At 68.6% G+C, this 18,977-nt stretch carries 13 protein-coding genes and 1 pseudogene; 5 read left to right on the top strand and 9 right to left on the bottom strand.

The annotated features are described in order from the left end of the window. The first annotated feature begins 147 nt into the window (after positions 1 to 147). Complete coding sequence (gene tal, locus ACW7G2_RS12745; RefSeq protein ID WP_456976366.1) at positions 148 to 1,104, top strand: transaldolase; 957 nt, start codon at positions 148 to 150, stop codon at positions 1,102 to 1,104. A 111-nt stretch (positions 1,105 to 1,215) separates the two neighbouring features. After that, positions 1,216 to 2,025, top strand: a complete 810-nt coding sequence (gene zupT / locus ACW7G2_RS12740) for a zinc transporter ZupT (protein WP_456976364.1) — start codon at positions 1,216 to 1,218, stop codon at positions 2,023 to 2,025. 216 nt (positions 2,026 to 2,241) lie between these two features. Here zupT and rpoH read toward each other — a convergent pair whose 3' ends face one another. From rpoH to rhlB, 6 genes and pseudogenes are all read right to left on the bottom strand, one after another. Next, a complete protein-coding gene (gene rpoH / locus ACW7G2_RS12735; protein ID WP_456976362.1) occupies positions 2,242 to 3,120 on the bottom strand; it encodes an RNA polymerase sigma factor RpoH in 879 nt (292 codons plus the stop codon). A 99-nt stretch (positions 3,121 to 3,219) separates the two neighbouring features. Beyond that, complete coding sequence (ung, locus tag ACW7G2_RS12730) at positions 3,220 to 3,942, bottom strand: uracil-DNA glycosylase (RefSeq protein WP_456976360.1); 723 nt, start codon at positions 3,940 to 3,942, stop codon at positions 3,220 to 3,222. A gap of 199 nt (positions 3,943 to 4,141) precedes the next feature. After that, complete coding sequence (locus ACW7G2_RS12725; protein ID WP_456976358.1) at positions 4,142 to 4,999, bottom strand: response regulator; 858 nt, start codon at positions 4,997 to 4,999, stop codon at positions 4,142 to 4,144. A 2-nt stretch (positions 5,000 to 5,001) separates the two neighbouring features. Further along, positions 5,002 to 5,961 carry a permease-like cell division protein FtsX gene (ftsX, locus tag ACW7G2_RS12720; RefSeq protein WP_456976356.1) on the bottom strand — a complete coding sequence of 320 codons (960 nt, stop codon included), beginning with the start codon at positions 5,959 to 5,961 and terminating at the stop codon, positions 5,002 to 5,004. Next, positions 5,954 to 6,643: a cell division ATP-binding protein FtsE gene (gene ftsE / locus ACW7G2_RS12715; protein ID WP_456976354.1), complete on the bottom strand. Its 690-nt coding sequence runs from the start codon at positions 6,641 to 6,643 to the stop codon at positions 5,954 to 5,956. The genes ftsX and ftsE overlap by 8 nt, the downstream gene beginning before the upstream one ends. A gap of 401 nt (positions 6,644 to 7,044) precedes the next feature. Next, a pseudogene (gene rhlB, locus ACW7G2_RS12710) lies at positions 7,045 to 8,754 on the bottom strand (ATP-dependent RNA helicase RhlB); the annotation flags it as partial. Positions 8,755 to 8,950: 196 nt separating this feature from the next. Here rhlB and trxA point away from each other — a divergent pair. Both trxA and rho read left to right on the top strand, forming a co-directional pair. Next, a complete protein-coding gene (gene trxA / locus ACW7G2_RS12705) occupies positions 8,951 to 9,277 on the top strand; it encodes a thioredoxin TrxA (RefSeq protein WP_456976352.1) in 327 nt (108 codons plus the stop codon). A gap of 216 nt (positions 9,278 to 9,493) precedes the next feature. Then, positions 9,494 to 11,308: a transcription termination factor Rho gene (rho, locus tag ACW7G2_RS12700; protein ID WP_456976350.1), complete on the top strand. Its 1,815-nt coding sequence runs from the start codon at positions 9,494 to 9,496 to the stop codon at positions 11,306 to 11,308. A gap of 154 nt (positions 11,309 to 11,462) precedes the next feature. Here the strand turns inward: rho and ACW7G2_RS12695 are convergent, their stop codons facing one another. The 3 genes from ACW7G2_RS12695 to ACW7G2_RS12685 form a co-directional block, all read right to left on the bottom strand. Next, entirely contained in the window at positions 11,463 to 12,332 is an 870-nt protein-coding gene (locus ACW7G2_RS12695) for an energy transducer TonB (protein ID WP_456976348.1), read from the bottom strand. 120 nt (positions 12,333 to 12,452) lie between these two features. After that, positions 12,453 to 15,755 (bottom strand): ankyrin repeat domain-containing protein, encoded by a 3,303-nt coding sequence (locus ACW7G2_RS12690; protein WP_456976346.1) that lies wholly within the window; start codon positions 15,753 to 15,755, stop codon positions 12,453 to 12,455. Continuing rightward, positions 15,748 to 16,047 (bottom strand): YcgL domain-containing protein, encoded by a 300-nt coding sequence (locus tag ACW7G2_RS12685; protein WP_456976344.1) that lies wholly within the window; start codon positions 16,045 to 16,047, stop codon positions 15,748 to 15,750. Before ACW7G2_RS12685 ends, ACW7G2_RS12690 begins: the two co-directional genes overlap by 8 nt. Before the next feature lie 361 nt (positions 16,048 to 16,408). Between ACW7G2_RS12685 and ACW7G2_RS12680 the strand changes: the two genes are divergently transcribed. Then, on the top strand, positions 16,409 to 18,775 hold the full coding sequence (locus ACW7G2_RS12680; protein WP_456976342.1) for a S9 family peptidase: 2,367 nt from the start codon (positions 16,409 to 16,411) through the stop codon (positions 18,773 to 18,775). The last annotated feature ends 202 nt before the right edge of the window (positions 18,776 to 18,977 follow it).

Below are 18,977 nucleotides of genomic sequence, written 5' to 3'. Positions count from 1 at the left end.
GTCCCGGTTCCTTTGCCAGGCCCCAGCGTAGCGCCCCCGGTAGGAGCGCGCCATGCGCGCGAAGCCGCGTGACGCCTGTTTCCGACGCGGGCGGGCCGACGGGCGGGGTGAGACAATGGGGGCCGATTTCGTCCGGAGCGTTCGTCCATGCCGAACCAGCTTGAACAACTGCGCGGCCTGTCCGCCGTGGTCGCCGACACCGGTGACATCGAGGCCATCGCCCGCTTCCGGCCGATGGACGCCACCACCAATCCGTCATTGCTGCTCAAGGCCGCCTCGCTGCCCGCCTACGCGCACTTCATCGACGACGCCGTGGCCAAGGCAACCGGTGGTGATGATGCACGCGTGGCCGACGCCTGCGACCGCCTGGCGGTGGCGATCGGCGGCGAGATCCTCAAGCTGGTTCCCGGCCGCGTCTCCACCGAGGTGGATGCGCGCCTGAGCTTTGACACCGATGCCACCGTGGCCAAGGCCCGCCGCCTGGTGGAGCTGTATGCCGAAGCCGGCATCGGCACCGACCGGCTGCTGATCAAGATCGCTTCCACATGGGAAGGCATCCGCGCTGCCGAACAGCTGGAGCGCGAAGGCATCCACTGCAACCTGACCCTGCTGTTCTCTTTCGCCCAGGCCGTGGCCTGCGCCGAAGCCGGGGTATTTCTGATCTCGCCCTTCGTCGGCCGGATTCTTGATTGGCATCTGGCCAACGGCGATGAGCGCCCGACCACGCCACAGGACGATCCCGGCGTGCAGTCGGTGCAGCGCATCTGGAACTGGTACAAGCGCCACGGCTACGAAACGGTAGTGATGGGCGCAAGCTTCCGCAATACCGGGCAGGTGCTGGCGCTGGCCGGCTGCGACCGGCTGACGATTTCACCGGAACTGCTGGGCGAGCTGGAGTCCTCGGACGCGACGGTCGAGTGTGGCCTGGTGGATGACGGTGAACGTGCCGAGCCACCGACGGCACTGGACGAGGCCGCGTTCCGCTGGCAGCACAACGAAGACGCCATGGCCACCGAGAAGCTGGCCGACGGCATCCGCCGCTTTGCCGCCGACCAGCGCAAGCTGGAGGAGATGCTGGCAGTCCGGGTGACATCGGGGACGTAGCCGGTCCGGAGCCAGGACCATGGCGTGGCGGCTCCGTCTTTGGGTAGGATGTCCGGATGGCTGCAACGGCCATCGTCGGCGCAGCGCCGGTGTCACCTGACCTGACCGGCAATGCTCGATCCCACCACCAGCAACGTCCTGCTCGCGCTCGCTGTCACCACCGGCGCCGGCCTGGCCACCGGCCTGGGCGGGCTGATGGTGTTCGCCACCCGCAAACCCAGCGCGCGCATGCTCGCCTTCGGCCTGGCGTTCGCCGGCGGGGCGATGGTGTATGTGTCGCTGTCGGACATCCTCAACAAGTCGATCGCCGCTTTCGCGGTCCAGTACGGCGACGCGCGGGGCTTCTCCTACGGCACTTTCTCCTTCCTGGCGGGGGTGCTGCTGATCGTGGTCATCGACCGCCTCATCCCCAATCCGCACGAGCGGCTGGAAACCGATGATCCGTTCTACCAGCAACATGACCGTGGCCAGATCCGGCGGGTCGGCCTGCTGACCGCGGCCGCCATCACCGCACACAACTTTCCCGAAGGGCTGGCCACCTTTTTCGCCACCCTGTCCGATCCTGCGGTGGGCCTGCCTCTGGCCTTCGCCATCGCCATCCACAACATCCCGGAAGGCATCGCCATTGCGGTGCCGGTGTACTACGCCACCGGTAAAAAAGGCCTCGCCGTGTTCGCCTGCCTGCTGTCGGGCCTGGCCGAGCCGGTGGGCGCGATCATCGGCTACGTGGTGCTGGGGTCTTTCCTCTCCGAAGCGCTGTACGGGGCGATTTTCGGCATGATCGCCGGGGTGATGGTGTTCCTGGCGCTGGACGAGCTGCTGCCCGCGGCCAAGCGCTACGCCAAGGGCCACGAGACCGTGTACGGCCTGGTCACCGGCATGGGCGCGCTCGCGATCAGCCTGGTCCTGTTCAACTGGTAACCCGCTTGCAGGAGCGCGCCATGCGCGCGAAATCGCGTGAGCATGATCGCGCGGAATGGCGTCGGCAGGTGCGGCGTGTCCGGAGCCACGCGGCGTGGCCATTATTCACGCGGCTTCGCGCGCATGGCGAGCGCCTGCCAGGGACACAGGCGCAAACAGAAACGGCCCGGGGATACCGGGCCGTTGGTCGTTCGGATGTCGCGGGATCAGGCGCGATCAGGCGGCAATCAGGCCGCGCATCTTCTTCAGCGCGTTGGCCTCGACCTGGCGGATGCGCTCGGCCGACACGCCATATTCGTCGGCCAGCTCCTGCAGCGTTTCCTTGGCGTCCGCGTTGAGCCAGCGGCGCTGGATGATGTCGCGCGAGCGGTCATCCAGCTCGGCCAGGCCTTCGCGCAGCAGGGACAATCGGTGGTCCTCGCCGTCTTCGCGCTCAAACGCCACGGCCGGGTCTTCCACGGTGGACACCAGGTAGTTTTCCGGCGCCGGCGGCATCCGGTCGCTGCCATCGTCCGCGGGAGCGTCAAAACCGATATCGCGGCCGGACAGACGGGACTCCATCGCCAGCACCTCGCGCTCAGGCACGTTCAGGTCCTTGGCCACGGTGCTCACTTCCTCGGCGTTCATCCAGCCCAGGCGCTTCTTGCTCCTGCGCAGGTTGAAGAACAGCTTGCGCTGCGCCTTGGTGGTGGCCACCTTCACGATGCGCCAGTTCTTGAGGATGTACTCGTGCATTTCGGCACGGATCCAGTGCACTGCGAAGGACACCAGGCGCACGCCCACCTCGGGGTTGAAGCGCTTGACCGCCTTCATCAAGCCGATGTTGCCTTCCTGGATCAGATCGCCCAGCGGCAGGCCGTAGCCCATGTATCCACGGGCCACGTGCACCACGAAGCGCAGGTGCGAATGCACCAGCTCCTGGGCGGCAACCAGGTCGCCGTCATCACGGTAGCGGTGGGCCAGTGCCTGCTCATCTTCCGCCGAAAGCACCGGAATCTGGTACACGGCGCCGATATAGGCATCGAGCGATCCAATCGCGCCCGGTACCGGCAGGCTGCTTGAAACCATTGGTTGGGAGAGAGTGTCTTGGGTCATAGGCGTCTATTTTAGCAGTCTTCATATGTGACCGCTAAGAGCGGTGGAAGTTCCCAGCGTTCCCCTGATGGAACGCGGATGGCCTGCAAGTCGTTGATTTCACATACCTGCAAGCTGGGAGCGGGGTGGCAGGGACCAGTCTATCGGCACCTCTGCGCGCCGTTTCAGATAGTCATTGGCGGCGGAGAAGTGGCCGCAGCCGAGGAAGCCACGATGCGCCGACAGGGGTGAAGGGTGCGTGGTCCGTAGTACCCGGTGCCGTCGCGAGTCCACGATCCGGCCCTTTTTCTGCGCATAGCTGCCCCAGAGCATGAACACCAGTCCTTCCCGATCGCGGTCCAGCACCTCCACCACGTGATCGGTGAACTCCTCCCAGCCCCTGCGCTGATGGGCTCCGGCTTTGCCCTGCTCCACGGTCAGCACCGCGTTGAGCAGCAGCACGCCCTGATGCGCCCACGACATCAGGTAACCGTGATCCGGGCGCGGAATGCCGAGGTCGCGCTCGATTTCCTTGTACATGTTCAGCAGCGAAGGCGGCACCGGCACGTCCGGCTGCACCGAAAAGCACAGCCCGTGCGCCTGGCCGGGCCCGTGGTACGGGTCCTGACCCAGGATCACCACCTTGACCCGGTCGAACGGGGTGGCGTCAAAAGCGGCAAAGATGTTCCGCGCCGGCGGAAAAATCTGTGCGCCTGCCGCAGAGCGCTCGCGCAGGAACGTGGAGAGCGCCTGCATTTCAGGGCGTTGCAGGTACTCGCCTATGCGGGCTTTCCAGGAGGGTTCAAGCCGGATGCGATCGCTGTCTGGGGATGGCGAAACCATTCCGCCATCTTACCCGCCGGATTGTGTAGGAGCGCGCCGTGCGCGCGAAGCCGCGTGACGCCGGTGCGTTTGTAGGAGCGCGCCACGCGCGCGAAGCCGCGTGAAACATGTCGGCGAGTGAAAGCTTCGGGCAGGACGTGGCAGCCGACGCCCCGCGGCATGGACAGGTGTCACGCGGCTTCGCGCGCGTGGCGCGCTCCTACAGGGGGGCAGTTGGCGGGAGGCGGGACAGGCGCAGCTGGAACAGGACCTTGGTCACCAGCAGGCGTTCCTCGATCGGCTTGAGCACCAGGTCGTTGGCGCCCTCGCGCAGCAGGCCCATCTGGTTGATGCGGTTGTCATCACCGGTCATCACCAGCACCGGCAGGCGGCGCTTGCTGTAACCCAGCTCGCCGCGCACCGCATGCAACAGGTCGCGCCCGCTCATCTCGCCCTTGAGGTACACGTCGGTCAGCAGCAGGTCCAGGCCCGGCGCGCCGTCGGCACCGGCGTGCTCGCGCAGGTGGGCCAGGCCCTCCTCGGCGCTGACCACGTGCACCACCTCCATGTGCCGCGCCTGCAGCATGCGCCGGGTGGCGACCGCCACGGTGCGACTGTCTTCCACGTACAGCACCTTGGCACCCGGGATCGGCTCGGGCAGCACATAGCCGCGGATGAACGCCGCCAGCGCCCCGAGCCCCATGGATTTGTCGAAGTAGTCGGTCACGTCTTCGGTGAAGCGGCGCATCTCCAGACGCGACTGGGTTTCGCCCGAGACCACGATCACCGGCACATAGCGCTGTCCGGCGGCCTCGCGCACGCTGCGCGCCAGCGCCATGCCGTCGCCATCCGGCAGCACCAGGGAGGTGGTCACCAGGTCCACCGGCGAGGCCTCGAGCGCGGCCTGGGCCTGGGCCAAGCCTTCGCACTCCACCACGTCCACATTGGCCAGTTCCGCCCGCAGCACGTCGCCGATCAGTCGGCGCACCAGGCGCGATCCATCCACCACCATGATCCGCGGCGAGTCACTGGCCACGTGGCGCAGGCGATGCGGATCGGAGTCGGGGGCGTGGTCCATGGTCATGTATCAGTGGGGCGGGTCTGGCGCAGGAAGTGTCCGGTCACCACGCTGGCGCCGATCCAGCCCAGGGCGCCCGAGGCGACCAGTACCGCCAGCAGCTGCAGCGGAGAGAATCCGCGCAGGGCAAAGCCGCTGCCGTAGCTGGCGGCCAGCTCGGCCACCGGCGCGCGCAGGGCCATTCCGGTGATGGCCAGCAGGCCCAGCGCCAGCGCGCCCGAGCCCAGGCCGTACCAGGTGCCCAGATACAGGAATGGCCGGCGGATGAAGCCGTCGGTGGCACCCAGCAGCTGCAGCACGCCTATTTCCTCGCGCCGGGCCTGGATATCCAGGCGCACGGTATTGCCCACCACCAGCAGTGCGCCCAGACCGAGCAACACGCCCAGCACCAGCACCAGGCGTTCGCCGAATTCCAGCCAGTCGTTGAGACGCTGGCGCCACTCCGCATCGTGCTGCACCAGCGCCGCCTCCGGCAGCTCGCGCAGCGCGCCGGCCAGCGCCATTTCGTCGCCTTCGGGGATCACCAGCAGCAGGCTGGGCAGCGGGTTCTCGCCCACGGCGTTGATGGCTTCACCCAGGCCACCGCGCTCGCGCAGTTCCTGCATTCCCTGTTCCGGGGTACGCAGCTCCACGCTGGCCACATCGGCACGCGCACGCAGCCTCTCCGCCAGCTCATCGGCCTGGGGCGCATCCATTTCCTGCTGCAGGAACACCCCGATCTCGCGCGACTCCTGCACGCTGCCGGACAGCCGCGACACGTTGTCCAGCACCAGCCACAGCCCCATCGGCAGGGCCAATGCCACCGCCATCACGCCGATGGTCAGCGCCGTCGCCCAAGGCCGGCGGAACACCCGTCCGAGGCTGGAAAAGAAACTGTAGAGGTGGTGATCACCCCAGGTGCCCAGGCCGGAGCGCGGCGCCGTAGGCGATGCGGAAGCGGGGGCGGCGCGTGGCTCACTCATCGGCCAGGTCCTGCGGGGAAATATCGTCCACCAGGCGACCGTGGTCGAGCACCAGCACGCGCTTTCTCATCCGCTTGACCAGGCCCAGGTCGTGGCTGGCCACCATCACGCTGGTGCCGCGCTCGGGCAGGCTTTCAAACAGGGCCATGATTTCCGCCGCCAGGGTCGGATCCAGGTTGCCGGTGGGCTCGTCGGCCACCAGCAGGCGCGGCTCGCCAACGATCGCCCGGGCAATGCCGACCCGCTGCTGTTCGCCGGCGGACAACTCGCCAGGCAGCGCCTTCTCGCGGGCGCCCAGGCCAAGCCGCTCCAGGGCGGTGCGCACGCGCTTGCCGATTTCAGGCCGGCGCATGCCGCGCAGGATCAGCGGCAGGGACACGTTTTCGAACACGCTGCGGTCGGTCAGCAGCCGGTGGTCCTGGAACACCACGCTCACTTCGCGCCGATGCATGGCCACCTTGCGTCCGCGCACCCGGGCAAGATTGCGTTCGCCGAACAGCACCGCGCCGCGGCTGGGCCGTTCTGCCAGGTGCACCATCTTCAGCAGGGTGCTCTTGCCCGCGCCGGAATGCCCGGTCACGAACAGCATCTCTCCCGTCGCGACCTCGAAGCTGACCTCGGACAGGGCCGCATGGCCGCCCGGGTACTGCTTGCTGACATTGTCAAAGCGCAGGACGCTCATCGGCTCGGGAAAGGACAGGGGATCATTTCCGGAAGCTTAGCGGATGCAGGGTGCTTCCGCGGACAAGGCCGCGTGATGCGGCCTTGTCCCAAAAACGCCTGACGTCAGGACTTGGAGTCCGGGGTGCTGCCCACCAGCCGCTTGAGACCGCGCCCGATGCGCGAGATCAGCGAGCCGTTGCTTCCAGACTCAGCCTTCGGCGCCGCCTTGGGCGTTGCCGACCTGGCCGGCACATGGCGCGGGCCATTGCCGCTGCGGGCCGGCTTGGATTCGGCCGGCCTGGACTGGGCCGGCTGAGCGCCCGACTGCTCCTGCCTTGCCTGCGGACGGGCTTCGCGCGCCGCCCCTTCACCCTGCTGCCTACCGCCACCGCGACCGCCGCGGCGCGAACCGCCACCCTCGGCACGGCGCGGCTTCTGCTCGCCTTCGGACGGCTGGGCCGCCTGGTCGTTGCCGGCCTGGCGCTCCGCACCAGCCTGGGCCTCGCCCTCACCCTCACCGCTGCGCCGGCGGCCACCGCGACGGCGACGACGCTTGCGCGGCGCTTCGCCATCCTGCGGCCGGGTCGGCTGTTCCGGGCCCGTCGGGCCCGTCGCTGCGGCAGGCGCCGCGGCAGCTTCATTCACTTCGGGAGCCGGAGCCGGAGCGGAAGTGGGAGCCGCAACCGCAGTTTCAGTCGCAACCGCCGGAGCCTCTGCCCGGGTTTCCCCGGTCGCAGCGCCACCACTTTCCCGGCGCGGACCACGCCCGCGTCCCTCGCCACCGGCCGCACCACCAGCGCGCGGACCACTGCGCTCGCCACGGCCACCACGCGGACCACCGCCGCGGCGGGCCTCGTCGGCAGCGCGCTGCTCGCGGGCCTCGCGGAAAATCTCGCCGACGCTTTCGGTCTCGCCATCATCGGCCACCGCGCCCTCGCGCGGCTTGCGCGGCAGCGGGGTCAGCAGCTCCTGGGTCACCGGCTCGGACGGGATCTTCTGCTCGATGAAGGCCTCGATATCCGGCAGCCCCACGGCATAGCGTTCGCAGGCGAAGCTGATCGCGTCGCCCTCTTCACCCAGCCGCGCGGTGCGGCCGATCCGGTGCACGTAGTCCTCGGCGTCGAACGGCAGGTCGTAGTTGTAGACGTACTTGATGCCGTCGATATGCAGGCCGCGCGCGGCCACGTCGGTGGCCACCAGGATCTCCAGCTGGCCGCCCTGGAAGCGCTTGAGCAGGCTTTCGCGCTTCTTCTGCGGCACATCGCCCGACAGCACGCCGACCCGGTAGCCGGCACGCTCCAGCGCCCGCGCCACGCGCTCCACAAACACCTTGGTGTTGACGAACACCATGGTGCGCGCGCCTTCACCGCGGGACAGCAGGCCCAGCAGCAGCGGCAGTTTTTCCTCGTCGGCGGGGTAGTACATCTTCTGGCGAACGCGCGATGCGGTGATGGATTCGGTCTCCACCACCATCTTCTGCGGCTCGTTCATGTGCTCGTAGGCCAGCTCCAGCACGCGATGGCTGAGGGTGGCCGAGTACAGCAGGGTCTGGCGCTCGGTACGGGCCGGCATGCGCCGCAGCAGGAACCGGATGTCCTTGATGAAGCCCAGGTCGAACATGCGGTCGGCTTCGTCCAGCACGCAGATCTCGCAGGCGTGCAGGCTGACCACCTTGTGCTGCTTGACGTAGTCGATCAGCCGGCCGGGGGTGGCGATGATGACGTCCACGCCCTGCTGCAGCAGCTCACGCTGCTTGTCGTAATCGACGCCGCCGTAGACCAGGGCGAACTTCAGCCCGACTTCCGGGCCCAGCTTCACCGCGTCCTTGTGGATCTGGATCGCCAGCTCACGGGTCGGGGCCAGGATCAGCGCGCGCGGATCGCCGGGCTGGCGGTCGGCCAGTGCCGGACGGGTCAGCAGCCGGTTGATCACCGCCACCAGGAACGCCAGGGTCTTGCCGGTGCCGGTCTGCGCCTGGCCGGCGACATCGCCGCCTGGCAGGGCCACCGGCAGGGTCATGGCCTGGATCGGCGTGCAGCTGATGAATCCGGCGCCTTCAAGGCCTGCCAGCAGCTGCGGATGCAGATCGAATTCGGAGAAGGGAATATCGGTAAGGGGTTTATCGCTCATGCGTGGGAATGCTTCGTTGCGTTGCGCGCAGTTGCGCGAGAGGGCGTCCGCGTCGCAGACTGCCTGGGCCCGGATCGACATCAGCCACGTACCCGGGAGGCCAGCCCCTTGGACTGGGCCGGAAAACACCCCAGCTTAACACCAAGCGCCCGTCCGCCACACGCTGGCGGATCCATAAGCCATTCAGGAGAAACCCGTGAGCGATAAGGTCATCCACACCACCGACGCCGAATTCGATTCCACCGTGCTGCAGTCCAAGGAGCCGGTCCTGGTCGACTTCTGGGCGCCCTGGTGCGGGCCCTGCCGCATGATTGCCCCCGCCCTGGACGAGCTTGCCGAGTCCTACGACGGCAAGGCCAAGGTGGTGAAGGTGGATATCGACAAGAACCAGGCGACCGCGCTGAAGTACCACGTGCGCTCGATCCCCATGCTGCTGCTGTTCAAGGACGGCCAGGTGCAGGCCACCCAGGTCGGCGCGGTGGGCAAGGCCCAACTGGCGCAGATGATCGACAAGGCGCTCTGAGCCGCACGACCCGACCCGGATGCCGGTGCCCGCTCCCCTGCGGGCATGACGACAGCCACAACGTTTGACCGCCCGCATCTTGTCCCCGGCGCGACGCGGTGTTAGCTTAACTGCGTATCCGGCGTGGAGTTGCGCGCCGCACCCTTCTGAAGGCCAACCCTTCCCACCCCCCGCCCGCTTCCTGTGGGCGCTCGCACCGTAGCGAGGAATTCGCACTTGTCTGACAACACCCCCAATGCCGGCGACTCCGGCGTTTCCGGCGATACCGCCGAGAAAGCCGTGCGCAAGCCGCGCGCCACCAAGAAAGCCGCCCGCAAGACCGTGAAGGCCGACGCTCCGGCGACGACCGGGTCCGTACCCGCGACGCCGCCGGCGGAAGCTCCTTCCAAACCGGCGGCTCCAACGGCTCCGGCTGCTCCGGTCGCCGATGCCCCCAAGGCAGCCGCGCCCGCCCAGGCTGCCGCTCCCAAGGAAGCTCCGGCTCCCAGCAAGCCGGCTCCCAACAAGGAAGCGCCGGCCGCCAAGGAGAAGGAAGCCAGCGGCGGCAACGACGACGGCAACCAGGGCCAGCAGCGCGGCGGCCGCGACCAGCGTGACGACAGCCGCCAGCAGCAGGGCGGTCGCCGTGACCGGTTCCGCAATCGCCGTGACCGCAGTGGCGGTGGTGGTGGTGGTGGCGGCCGAGGCCGCGACGACGGCCTGCCCCAGGACGGCAATAACGACCAGGGTCAGCGCCTGCCGCCACCGAACGTGCCGGAAGATTTCCCCCAGTACTCGCTGAGCGACCTGAAGGGCATGCCGGCGCACAAGCTGATGGATATCGCCGAGCAGCTGCAGATCCACGAAGGCGTGGCCCGTGCCCGCAAGCAGGACGTGATCTTCCACCTGCTCAAGGTGCTCACCCGCCACGGCGAGGGCGTTGTGGCCGACGGCGTGCTGGAAATCCTGCCCGACGGCTTCGGCTTCCTGCGCGCGGCTGAAGCCTCGTATCTCGCAGGCCCGGACGACGTCTACATCAGTCCCAGCCAGATCCGCCGCTTCAACCTGCGCACCGGCGACCATCTGTCCGGGCGCATCCGCTGGCCGAAGGACGGCGAGCGCTACTTCGCCCTGGCCACCATCGACACCATCAACGAGGAGCCGCTGGAGGCCAGCAAGGGCAAGGTGCTGTTCGAGAACCTGACCCCGCTGTTCCCGCGCGAGCGCTTCAAGCTCGAGCGCGCCGATGGCTCCAGCGAAGACATCGCCGGCCGCGTCCTGGACCTCATGGCGCCGCAGGGCAAGGGCCAGCGTGCCCTGATCGTCTCCCCGCCCAAGGCGGGCAAGACGATGATGATGCAGCAGGTGGCCAGCGCCATCACCTACAACCATCCCGATGTGCACCTGATCGTGCTGCTGATCGACGAGCGGCCCGAAGAGGTCACCGAGATGCAGCGCAGCGTGCGCGGCGAGGTGATCAGCTCCACCTTCGACGAGCCGGCCGCGCGCCACGTGCAGGTTGCCGAAATGGTGATCGAGCGTGCCAAGCGCCTGGTCGAGCACAAGAAGGACGTGGTGATCCTGCTCGACTCGATCACCCGCCTGGCCCGTGCTTACAACAACGTGGTGCCCAGCTCCGGCAAGGTGCTCACCGGCGGCGTGGACGCGAATGCCCTGCACCGCCCGAAGCGCTTCTTCGGCGCCGCGCGCAACGTGGAGGAAGGCGGCAGCCTGACCATCATCGCCACCGCGCTGGTGGATACCGGCAGCGCGATGGACAAGGTGATCTACGAGGAGTTCAAGGGCACCGGCAACTCGGAAGTCCACCTGGACCGCCGCATCGCCGAGAAGCGCGTGTACCCGGCGATCAACGTCAACGCGTCGGGCACCCGCCGCGAGGACTTCCTGATCGAGCCGGAGCTTCTGCAGAAGATCTGGATCCTGCGCAAGCTGCTGCACCCGATGGACGAGCTGGCGGCGATGGAGTTCCTGCTGGACAAGATGAAGAACACCAAATCCAACGAGGAGTTCTTCTCTTCCATGCGTCGCTGAACGAGCGCTGCTGACAGATACGGACAGGCCCCGCAATGCGGGGCCTGTTTCGTATGCGGGCGGGGACACCGGGTTCGTGGGACTCGTGGCGAACGCCGGGTTGCGGGGTTCGCGGGGCATCGGGGGTGTAGCCCCGACGTATCAGGTCGCGAGGCTAGAGCGGGCTGAGCAGCTTGAGCTCGCTGTCCACCATCTGCGCCACGCCGGCGAGTGCCGTATCGCTGCCGCTCGAGCGTGAACCCCACTCTGGCACCTGCTGCACCGGTCCGGGAATATAGACAGACCACGGCCCCTGCGCCCGTCGCCGGCCCGGCACGTCAATCTCATAGGTCACCGGCACCCGCACCACCCACCAATCCCGGTCCACGTACGGACCGGTGGTCGGCGTGCGATACACCCAGCGTCGGGCAGCCTGCTCGGCGCTCCTGGCGAACGCGCGGCGCCGCTTTTCCATCTCGCGTTCCTCGGCATAGCTGCCAAGGTTGACCCGCTCGACCACCAGATCCTGCACCCGGCCATCGCGGCCGATCTTCAGCAGCAGATACGCCGAACCCTCCACGCCCTGGTACAGCATCTGCTCCGGATAGCGGGGCGGAATCATGCGCGAAGGCACCACGCGACCAGTGTCGCTCTCGTCATAACCGCCGAAGCTGCCGTTGGCGATGCGGATGGCAAAGTCATCACCGCCGTCGATCGCCTGCGCCACCATCCGCAGGCTCATCTCCGCCCGGGCCCTGATCGGCACACCGTTCTCCTCGATTGGCTCGAAGCGCCACGTCGGGGCTGCCTGGTCCACCATCGCCACCACGAAATCGGGCAGCTCATCGCGTCCGGCGATCTCATGGCGGCTGACGCTGCCATCGGGCTCGATTTCCACGTAGCCGGTCACCACCATGCTCATCTCGGCCTGGCGCAGGATGTCCGCTTCGTCGCGCGCAATCGCCGGCGACGCCAGCGCCAGCAGCGCGCACAGCGCAAGCAGCCCCAACAACCCAAACCGTTCAAACAGCCCTGTCCTGACCATCGCCCACCTCCCTTCCCGTGGATCGCGAATATAGCAGGGCGTCGGGGGCGTAGCCCCGACCTACGCGCGGCTTTTTCGTAGGTCGGCCTTACGCGGCCGACGCGAGGCATGGCAGCAGGATCAGCTCTGGTCGCGCAGGAAACGGGCCATGGAGACGCCGGGCTGGGCGTTGGCCGGCGCCAGCTCGGCGGCCAGGTCGATGAAGCCGCGCATGACCGCGATCTCTCGCGGGGTGCGGTTGAGGGTGTCGCGCAGATCAGGGTCGGCGCCGGCGCGCAGCATGCGGCGGGCGAGGTCGAGCAGGCCGTGCAGGCCGGCCAGGTGCAGGGGACCGAAGCCGCGGGGGTCCTGGGCCTCCAGCGACACCTCTTCGTCCAGCAGCTGGCTCAACGCCGCGCCCACCACCGCTTCATCGCAATCGGTCCCCGGCTCTGCCCGCGCACCCAGCAGCAGCAGCAGCGGGGTTACCCCGCCGGCCGCCCCGGTATCCGCCTGGGCACCGGCCAGCAGGAGGGTGTCGAACAGGGCCACCAGACGTGGCCGGTCGTCGCTGGTGAACCCGTACAGGGCGGCGCAGTGCAGCGCGGTCAGGCCCTGGGAATCGGTGGCGTGCACGTCGGCGCCGGCGGCCAGCAGGCGCGCGCAGAGTTCCGGCAGGCCCAGCGCGGCGGCCAGCATGAGCACGGTCACTTCCCCCGGCAGGCGCTGCTCCAGGCTGGCACCCTTTTCAAGCAGATGGTCCACCACTTCGGCATGGCCCATGCTCACCGCGGCCGAGAGCGGCGTGGCCCCGGAGCCGGCGGGCAGCTGCAGGTCGGCGCCGCGCTCCAGCAGCAGCTCCACCACCTGTTGATGGCCACCGCCGGCCGCGCGCAGCAGTGCGGAACAACCCTGCGGATCCACCACATCCACATCGAACCCCAGCGCCAGCAGGCGCCTCACGGCACTGGCATCACCGGCCATTGCCGCGGCGGGCAGATCTTCCGGCTGCAGCGGGCGGCGCGGCAGGGGCCATCCGCGCCAGTCCAGCCAATCGGCAATATCGCGCCGTCCGGCAGCCAGGGCCACGCCCAGCGGCGTCTGGCCATCGGCAGCGCGCACGCCGGGGTTGGCACCATGTCGCACCAGCGCGCGCAACGCGGGTTCGCGCCCCAACGCCGCGCTCAAGTGCAGGGCGGTCATGCCGCGACCGTCGCGTGCATCCAGATCGACGCCGGCTGAAACCAGTTCTTCAAGCAGTCGCATCCAGCCCAGCCGCACCACCAGCGACAGCGGCGGATCACCAGCCGGCGAAGCGGCAAACGGATCAGCGCCGCGCTCCAGCAATTCCAGCGCCAGCTGCTCAAGGCCGCGCGCGCCGTGATCGCCACGCACGCAGGCAGCGAGGAACCGCGCCAGCCCACCGGCACCCGCCGGAGACACGTTGTGGCGCAGCAGCGCGCGCAGCGGTTCGATCGCATCCGGCCCGCGGGCCAGCAGGGTGAACATGGCCGTATCGCCCAGCGTGCCCTCGCCGTCGGCGCCTTCGCGCACATCCGGATCCGCGCCATGGGCCATCAGCCAGTCGATCCGTTCCCCAGTGACTGCAACCTCATCGTCCAGCAGCAGCCCGCCCAGCTCCTGCGGGGTCAGCAGTGGCACCAGCTCGTCCAGCCGCTCCAGCTTTCCTTCGCCCAGACCGTCGCGCAGCAGCGACAGCGGCGCGCGGTCCGGCACCTCGTCCTGGCCGTCCTCGGGGCGCACGCTTGAAGGCAGCGCGTAGTCCGGATCCAGCAGGCTCACCAGCGACCAGCGACCACTTGCGGCCGCATGCTCCACCGGCCGCTTGCCATCCGCGTCGGCCAGCTGCGGATCCACACCGAGCTCCAACAGGCGGCGCACCAGGGGCGGCGAAGGGGTGGCGGCAAGACAGGCCAGGGCCAGCGCACCGCGGCCTTCAGTGTCCACCACCACCGGGTCGGCACCGGCTTCAACCAGCGCTTCCAGCGTGGCCAGGCGGCCACCGCGGGCGGCCTCCAGCAAGGGCGTACGTCCGTGCCCGTCAGTGATTTCCAGATTGGCACCAGCGCCCACCAGCTCGGCCGCGATCTCCGCGTGACCGGCGAACGCGGCACGGTGCAGCGCAGTGGCACCGCTGCGGTCAGCGCTGTCGGGCCTGGCCTTGTAGCGCAGCAGCAGCTGCACCCCGGCCGGGTCGTCATCCTCACCACCGGCGGCAGCCACCAGTGAAGGGGTGGCCTCTTCAATCTGCGCGCGCGCGCCGCGCTCCAGCAGGAACCGGGCCAGGCGCCAGTTGCCGGCCATGCAGGCCACGCCGAGCGGGGTCAGGCCCTCATGGTTGAGCGCGTCCACTTCGGCAGCGGCGTCAAGCAGCAGCGCAACCACCCCTGGGTCGGAGCTGCGCCCCGCGTGGTGCATGGGAGTATTGCCTTCGCCATCGGTCGCGCCCGGATCGGCACCGTTGGCGAGCAGGGTCATGACCGCATCGGGACGGCCGTGCCAGCTGTCGCGCGTGGCGGCCAGCAGCGGAGTCAGACCGCCGTGGGCGGCATTCACGTCCACGCCGCAGGCAATCAGCTCACGCAGCAGGCGCAGGTCGGGCAGCACCGCCGCCAGCACCGGCAGGGTGCGCTGGTCGCGATCTTCCGCAGCCGGCAGCGCGTGCGGATCCGCGCCCAAGGCAAGCAGCTCCAGCGCCCGCTCCACGCGTCCACGGCGGGCAGCCGAGTACAGGGCCGCATCCAGATCACCTTCAACCGGCTCCAGCTCCACCGGCGCCGGCTCTCCGCGCATCTCGACCACCGGCATCGGCAGCCTGTCCGGCGCCTTGAGCCGCTGCAGCAGCACGTGCACCAGCGGCCACACCAGCAGCCCCAGGCCCGCCAGCACCCAGCGCGCGGCGCCTTCCGCCAGACCCGGCCAACCCAGCAGCAACTGCAGCATCAGGGCCACGGTGACCACACCGGCCAGCCACGCGCCCCGCGTCGCGGAAGCATCCCGATCAGCCAGGACACGCCAGGCTGCCATCACGCTGTCGCCATCGCGCTCCACCGCATGCCACACCGGCCACGCCCGCCACAGCGCCACCACGCCGATGCCGGCCACGGCGCTCAGCGCCAGCACGGCGCCCAGCGACTCGTTTTCCAGCAGGATTGAAAGCGGCCACGCCGCCAGCAGGCCGGCCACCGCGCCGGCCACGCCCCACAGCAGCAGCAGGCTGCCCAAGTCCCTGGCCAGCAGCGCCCGCGCCGGCGCGGGCCCGGTGCCGCGCCACCAGCGCACCGACAGCGCGAATGCCGGCTGCGCCAGCCAGGTGCCGAACACGGCGGCGGCCAGGCTTCCCAGCCCGGCCAGCAGCACCAACAGCGCTCCAATCACAAAGGCGGCAGCGGCAGGCCCGCGCCTGGAAGTCGACTCAGGCATCGGTGCCCCAGTCCTCCGTCATCGGGTCGTCCGCGGTCGATGGCGGCACCTGCAGGTGGAAACCGCGCGCAACCAGATTGCTCCGCACCTGTTCCGGATCCTGGCTGGCCAGCTTGCGCTCCGGGGTCAATTCCACGTGCAGCACAAAGTGCAGCTTGCCCAGCCGCTCACGCAGCGGCGCGGGAAGGCACTCGAAATCATCGCGACGGGCCAGATACACATAGGTATCCGCCTTGCGCAGGCTTTTATATACGTAGGCGTGCATGGCCAGGACAGAAGAAGGGGGCGACAACCATCGGGATTGTGCGTGAAATGGACGGCATGGGGAACCGCAGGAGCTCCAACCCCGGCGCAAAAGTGCCTCGCCAGCGGGAAAAGTGACGCGTACCGGCGACGTGAAATGTCGATTCCCGTCACATTTCCGCACCCCATTCACTTTAAACGGGACGCACGTCGCGATTTTCCCTGAACCGGAATGGTACAAAGTTTCGCACAAGGACTTCCGGAGTCTTCCGGGAACAGGGATGTTGGACAGGGGCGCTTGCGCCCCTGTTTTTTTTCCGGGGATACCCTCGCATCCGGGACGTTCGGGCCATCCGGTCGCCGTAACAGGCTGGTAATCTGGCGCGCTTTGCATCCACCCGCTGAGCGCCATGATCCGACTCCTCCCCCTGTCCTTCCTGCTGTTTGCCTCCTCGCTCGCCGCCCAGCCGGCGCAGGCCCTCACCCTGGACCGCGTCATGGACGACCCCGACTGGATCGGCCCGCCGGTGGAGCAGGCCTGGTGGGCCCTGGATGGCAGCCGCGCGTACTACACGCTCAAGCGCGAGGGCAGCCCGATCCGGGACACCTGGATGCAGGACCTGGCCAGCAGGCAGCCGACCCTGATGGAAGGCGCGGCCCGCGCCGAAATCGACGGCATGCAGCCGGTGTACGACGCCACTCGCGCCCGCGCGGCGTTCATCCGCAATGGCGACGTGTTCGTGCGCGACCTGCGCAATGGCGCGCTGGAGCAGCTCACCCACGGCGGATCCGGCGCCGCCGCGCTGCAGTGGGGCCACGACGGCGCCCTGGCATGGCGCACCGGCAACGACCGCTGGCACCGCTGGAGCGCCGGCACGGGCATGACCGAAGCCGCGGTGCTCCGCGCCCAGGACGATCCGGGCAAGCCGCCGCGCGCCGACCAGCTGCGCGAACACCAGATGCGCCTGTTCCAAACCCTGCGCACCGAGCGCGTCCAGCGCGAAGCACGCCGCCTGCAGGAAGCCGACTGGCAGCGCGAAGACCCCACCCGCGCCCCGCCGCCGGTGTACCTGGGCGGCGACGTTTCCATCGCCGGCAGCGCGCTGTCACCCGACGGCCGCTGGCTGCTGGCTGCCACCACGCCCAAGAACACCGAGCGTGGCCAGGGCGGCAAGATGCCGAAGTTCCTCACCGAATCGGGCTACGAGGAAACCGAAGACGTGCGCATCCGCGTGGGCCGCAACGATCCCGCGCCGATGACCTTCTGGCTGGTGGACATGCGCGAGGGCACCCCGCGCAAGCTCGACCTGGACTCCCTGCCCGGCATCTCCGACGACCCGCTGGCCGACCTGCGCGCCGCCGCCGGCAAGGACCCGCTCAAGGGCCCGCGCCCGGTGCGGCTGGAGGGTTTTGGCGGCAATTCCATGCGCTGGAACGCCGACAGCACCCAGGCCGCGCTGATGCTGCATTCGGTGGACAACAAGGATCGCTGGCTGGCGGTGCTAGATCCGTCCAGCAGCAAGCTCGACACCCGCCACCGCCTCAGCGACCCGCAGGGCTGGATCAACTGGGGCTTCAACGAGTTCGACTGGATGCCCGACAACCGCAGCCTGTGGTTCGTCTCCGAGCACAGCGGCCATGCCCACCTGTACCTGGCCGCCAACGGCCGCCCGCGCGCGCTCACCTCGGGCCAGTGGGAAGTCTCCAGCCCGGCGCTGGCCGCCGACGGCTCGCGCTTCCTGTTCGTGTGCAATCTCAGCGCGCCGGTGGATTACGAAGTGTGCGAAGTGCCGGTCGAAGGCGGCCAGGCCCGCGAACTGACCAGCCTCGACGGCGTCAACGATTTCGTCGAATCCCCCGACGGCTCACGCTTGCTGCTGCGCCACTCCTCCGCCTACGTGCCGCCGCAGCTGGCGGTGATCGGCGCTGACGGCAGCGGCTATGCCGCCCTGACCGACACGCGCAGCGAAGAATACAGCGCCTACGAATGGCTGCAGCCCGAGATCGTGCAGGTGCCTTCCAAGCACGGCGCCGGCAGCATCTGGGGCAAGTACTACGGCCCGGCCGAGCTTGAACCCGGCCGCGAGTACCCGATCGTGCTGTTCGTGCACGGCGCCGGCTACCTGCAGAACGTGCACCACCGCTGGCCCACCTACTACCGCGAGCAGATGTTCCACAACATGCTGGTGCAGCAGGGCTACATCGTGCTGGACCTGGATTTCCGCGCCTCGGCCGGCTACGGCCGCGACTGGCGGACGGCGATCTACCGGCAGATGGGCCAGCCCGAACTCGAGGACTATCTGGACGGTATCGACTGGCTGGTCTCCGAGCGCCAGGGCAAGCGCGAGCGCGTGGGCATCTACGGCGGCAGCTACGGCGGCTTCATGACCTTCATGGCCCTGTTCCGCGAGCCGGGCACCTTCAAGGCCGGCGCCGCCCTGCGCCCGGTGGGTGACTGGCACCACTACAACCACCCCTACACCGCCAACATCCTCAACACCCCGGATATCGACCCGGAGGCGTACCTGAAGTCATCGCCGATCGAGTACGTGGAAGGCCTGCAGGACCACCTGCTCATCGCCCACGGCATGATCGACGACAACGTCTTCTACCAGGACTCCGTGCACATGGCCCAGCGGTTGATCGAGCTGCGCAAGGACAAGTGGGAAATGGCCAGCTACCCGCTGGAACGCCACGCCTACCAGCACGCCGACTCCTGGTACGACCAGTACCGGCGCATCCACGAGCTGTTCGAGCGCGTCCTGAAAGACGACTGACGCCCCCCTTGTAGGAGCGCGCCATGCGCGCGAAGCCGCGTGAATCCGGGCGACTCGAAAAAGTCTCGGACACGGTGCGGCGGCCGAAGCCCCGCCCCGCAGCCAGGTGTCACGCGGCTTCGCGCGCATGGCGCGCTCCTACATTGGGGCGGCCGGCCCCGCACGACGAAGGTGGGGGCGTTCACCCCCGGTGGCCCGCCGC

The organism is Luteimonas sp. A277 (assembly GCF_054052045.1).
Note: the sequence above shows the minus strand (reverse complement) of the source record. Positions and strands in the feature narration are given on the sequence as shown.